Origin of the sequence: Kitasatospora putterlickiae, from assembly GCF_039527695.1 — a bacterium.
Classification (GTDB): domain Bacteria; phylum Actinomycetota; class Actinomycetes; order Streptomycetales; family Streptomycetaceae; genus Kitasatospora; species Kitasatospora putterlickiae.
Genome location: NZ_BAAAKJ010000180.1, coordinates 7,071 through 10,822, shown reverse-complemented (window position 1 = coordinate 10,822; position 3,752 = coordinate 7,071). Strand labels below are relative to the sequence as shown.

The 3,752-nt window shown below is 70.7% G+C and carries 4 protein-coding genes and 1 pseudogene; all 5 read left to right on the top strand.

The features are described from left to right. Nucleotides 1–123 precede the first annotated feature (123 nt). A complete protein-coding gene (locus tag ABD308_RS18090; protein ID WP_344335634.1) occupies nt 124–417 on the top strand; it encodes a hypothetical protein in 294 nt (97 codons plus the stop codon). 28 nt (nt 418–445) lie between these two features. Further along, complete coding sequence (locus ABD308_RS18085; RefSeq protein WP_344335632.1) at nt 446–1,726, top strand: hypothetical protein; 1,281 nt, start codon at nt 446–448, stop codon at nt 1,724–1,726. A gap of 10 nt (nt 1,727–1,736) precedes the next feature. Further along, entirely contained in the window at nt 1,737–2,702 is a 966-nt protein-coding gene (locus tag ABD308_RS18080; RefSeq protein WP_344335630.1) for a hypothetical protein, read from the top strand. Then, complete coding sequence (locus ABD308_RS18075) at nt 2,699–3,379, top strand: hypothetical protein (protein WP_344335628.1); 681 nt, start codon at nt 2,699–2,701, stop codon at nt 3,377–3,379. Before ABD308_RS18080 ends, ABD308_RS18075 begins: the two co-directional genes overlap by 4 nt. A gap of 23 nt (nt 3,380–3,402) precedes the next feature. Beyond that, nucleotides 3,403–3,752: pseudogene (locus ABD308_RS18070) on the top strand (sucrase ferredoxin); the annotation flags it as partial.

The window sequence follows — 3,752 nt, the reverse complement described above, 5'->3', positions numbered from 1 at the left end:
TCCGTTCCCCCCAACCGGAACACCCCCACCAACTTCCCCGCATCGCAAGACTGTTCGCCCCCACTGGGCTAGGTTCGCACCGAGAACGCCCGCCCATCACCAGCCCCGGGGGGAGACGGACCTTTGTCCGACGACTTCAGAATCGACCTGGCCCGCATGCAGACGGTCGCCACCCAACTCGGCGAATGCGGCACCCGCATGAGCGCCGTCGCCAAGCGTCTGGAGAACCTGGGCAAAGGCCGGCAGACCGGAACCGCGCGGCTCGACTCGGCCTGCAAACAGTTCGAGGACGAGTGGCACGGCGGCATCGGCCGGATGGCCAAACTGGCCTCCGGGCTGCGCGAAGGCCTCGACCTCACGCTCAGAAGCTACGGCGGCCACGAGCAGGGCGTCGCCAAGGGATTCGGCGCCACCTGACCGCACCACCGACGGGGGAACAATCACCATGAGCGACCAGAACTGGCCGGGCCTCGGCTTCTGCCCGGCCCCCGGCGATCTCGGTGCGATCGCCCAGATGTACACCGACGTCGACGCGGTGGCCCGTGAACTGGAGGAGCTCCGCCGCTCCCTCGCCGGCATCGGCACCACCGGCGGCGCCTGGGAGGGCGAGGCCGCCCGCGCCTTCGCGGAGAAGCTGGGCGAGCTGCCGAAGTACCTGGACAAGGGCCACCGGTCGATGGCCGCGTGTTCCCTGGCCCTGAAGACCTGGCACACCCAGCTCTCCGGCATGGTCACGGCCGGCCAGGGCATGGAGACCGAGGCGGCCGAGCTACGCCGCCGCCTGGAGTGGCAGGACAAGCAGGCCGCCGACCTCGGCCGCTCCCTGGATGCCCTGGTCCAGCCAGGTGCCCAGGCCCCGGCCGCCGATGTCCTGGAGCGCACCCAGGCCCGGTTCGAGGCCGCCCGCGAGTCCAGCCTCCGCGGCCACCGGCAGCTCGACGAGGTGATCGCCCGTGCCCGCAAACAGCTCGACGACCACCGGCAGAAGGCCGAGACCGCCGCCCGCGCCGTTCAGGAGGCCTCGCGGAACCACCCCCCGGACCCCAACGTGTTCAAACGCCTGCTGGACGGCGTGCAGCACGCCTGGCAGAAGTCCATCGACTTCCTGGTGGACCACGCCGACCTGCTCTCCGAGATCTCGGCCAGCCTGGCGATCGCCGCGCTGACGATCTCCTGGGTCCCCGTCATCGGCCAGGTCGGCGGAATAGCGCTGGGAGGAGCGGCGATGCTCACCAGCGCGGGCGCGCTCATCGGCCACGGCATCGGGAAGTCCCGCGGCAAGGACGTCTCATGGTTGGACATCGGCGTCGATTCGCTCGGCGTCTTCCCTGGTATCGGCGCCATCAAGGGCTTCGCCACCGCCGGAAAGGAAGTGAAAGTCGCCAAGAACCTGAGCTTGGTCCAGAAGGTCCCGGCCTTCGCCAAGGAGTACTCCGGCGCCATCAGGGGGTCAGCCGGCGCCGGGCTCAGGGCCCGGACCGCCGGGTCCGGCAAGGCCCTCTTCGAGATGACCAGCAACCCCCTTTCCACCAAGGGCATCACCGCCGGGCTGAAGAAGTTCGGGGTGATCCCCGAGCCGAGGAACGTCACCCTCCCGGTCAAGGCCTTCGGCATGGAACTCGGCCTGCTCGACCACAAGGGCCCGAACGCGGACCTGGAGCAGGAGCCTGCGCAGCCCGTAGCGCCTCCCTCCGCCTCCCCGTTCCTCCACGCCGTAGCGACCTGAGGAGTCCGTGATGGAGGCGTTCGAACCGCTCCCAATCCCCGGCCGCCTACTGGCCGAGATCCCCGAGGTCGCCGAGGCCGCCCGACAGATCTCCGAGGCGTACGGAATCAACCTCGTCGACGACACCGTCGCACAGGACGTGATCACCCGACACAACCTGGTGAAGGACACCGGGGGTTGGCACGACGAGGTCGGCGGCCTCCTGGTCATCGGCGGCGTGGTCGTCGCCGCCGTCCTCGGCAGCTCGATGGCCTCGCCTCCCGAGTCCGGCCAGATCGCACGGGTCGTGGCGGCCTGCCTGGCGGTACCGCTCGGCATCCTGGTATGGGTGGCCGGGTTCCGCCAGGGAAAGACCAAACGTGAGGCGCTGGCGCACTTCGCCGCGTACACGGCCCTGCTGGAGCTGGCCCGCGACCACGGGACGGTAGTCCCGATCCCCGCCCAGTGGTCGCTGGGACGAGCCGAAGTGTTGGGCGAGCGCCAAGACGACCGGGGCCTCCTGCCCATGGTTCCGGTCGACACCTATGCCCGGCATCCGACGGTGCGGGCCTTCGCCGCCCAGCTCGGCACACGGAACCGCATCGACTACTTCGACGCCGACGCCATCCGGACGCTGCTCACCGAACAGAAGCGGTACTGGGGTCGGGCCGTCTTCCGTCTGAGCACCTCGTTCTGCCTCCTGCTGGCGGCGGTCGGCACCCTCTGGGTGAGCCTGAGCTTGGACACCGAGCCGTCCCTAGCGCGTCCGGGATCCGCCGCCACCGTCCTCCTCGCCCTCGCGGGACTGCTGTTCGTCCTCTCGCTCACCACTGCGGGGCTGGGTGCCGTCACACTTCGCCGGCGAGCTCGCAGCGGCGTCCGCGCACAAGCCGTCGGATATGTCGCGATCCTCGAGTTCGCGCACGAGTGCGGCCTCCCGATACCCGTGCTGCCGTCCTGGCTGGACACGACCGAGAGGTCCAAGAAGTGGAAATGACCATGCCGGCCTCCGCCTCCCCCGACGTACAGATCCGCTTCGTCGTCCCCACGTCGTTCCACGACATCCCTGTCCTCGGCACCGAGGAACAGGTGGCCGAGCGGCTCTGGGAACTGGCGTGCGAGGTCCTGGCCTCGGACCCCGACGAGGTCCGTGCCCGATGGGCCGCCTTGCTCGCTCGGATGATCCCGTCGATGGCCGAGGCCGGGGTGATCTATGCGGGACTCTGCCTGGTGGATGTCGGCGGCCGGCCGAGTACGGCCTCCGTCGTCGCCTCCCTGGCACCTCTCGGCGGCATCGGATCCCAGAACGCCGTGGACACCCTGCTTCCCGCCTTCGCCCGGGCGCGGCCGGCCGCCACGGTCACGGCGATCGAGTTGCCCGCAGGACGCGCTGCGGCGGTGATAGACGGCGTCGTGACGCCGACCGACGGCGGGACGTTCGCCTCCTCGGTCATCCAGGTGCACCTGCCGCTCCCGAACGAGTTTCAGCTGCTCTCGCTGGAGCTGAGCACGCCGTGCGCCGAGGACTGGGAGCTGTACTCGGAGGTGTTCGCCGGCATCGTGCGCAGCGTCCACCTGGAGTTCGCCGACCTCCCCGGTGCGGCCCCCGGGCCGGGGGCCGCACCGGCTCCGGCCCCCGGGGTCGAGGCGAAGGTTCGGGCCGCGTTCGGATGACGGGCAAGGGTAGCCTTACCCGGGTGAGCACCTGTGCGACGCTGTCGCGTGAACTGTCGGAGCCGCTGGCCGCCACCGCGGCGACGGCGACCACCTGGCTGTTGATCGAGCAGAACGGGCCGTGGGGGGCGAAGGCGCTCGGGGAGAGTCACCTGGACCCGGCGGTCGGGCGTGCGCTGGACGAGGCGGCGGCCGGTACCGGGGTCCGGGTGGCGCTGATCCGCCGGCCCGGACGGCACGCGGACTGCCTGCCGACCACGCGGCACGAGGTGATCGTGGCGCACACCGTGCCGGCCCCCGGCCGTAGCTGGGTGCGGCGCTGGGCGGTGGCGGATCCGGCGGAGCTGCTGGCCCTGGACTTCGCGGCGCTGGG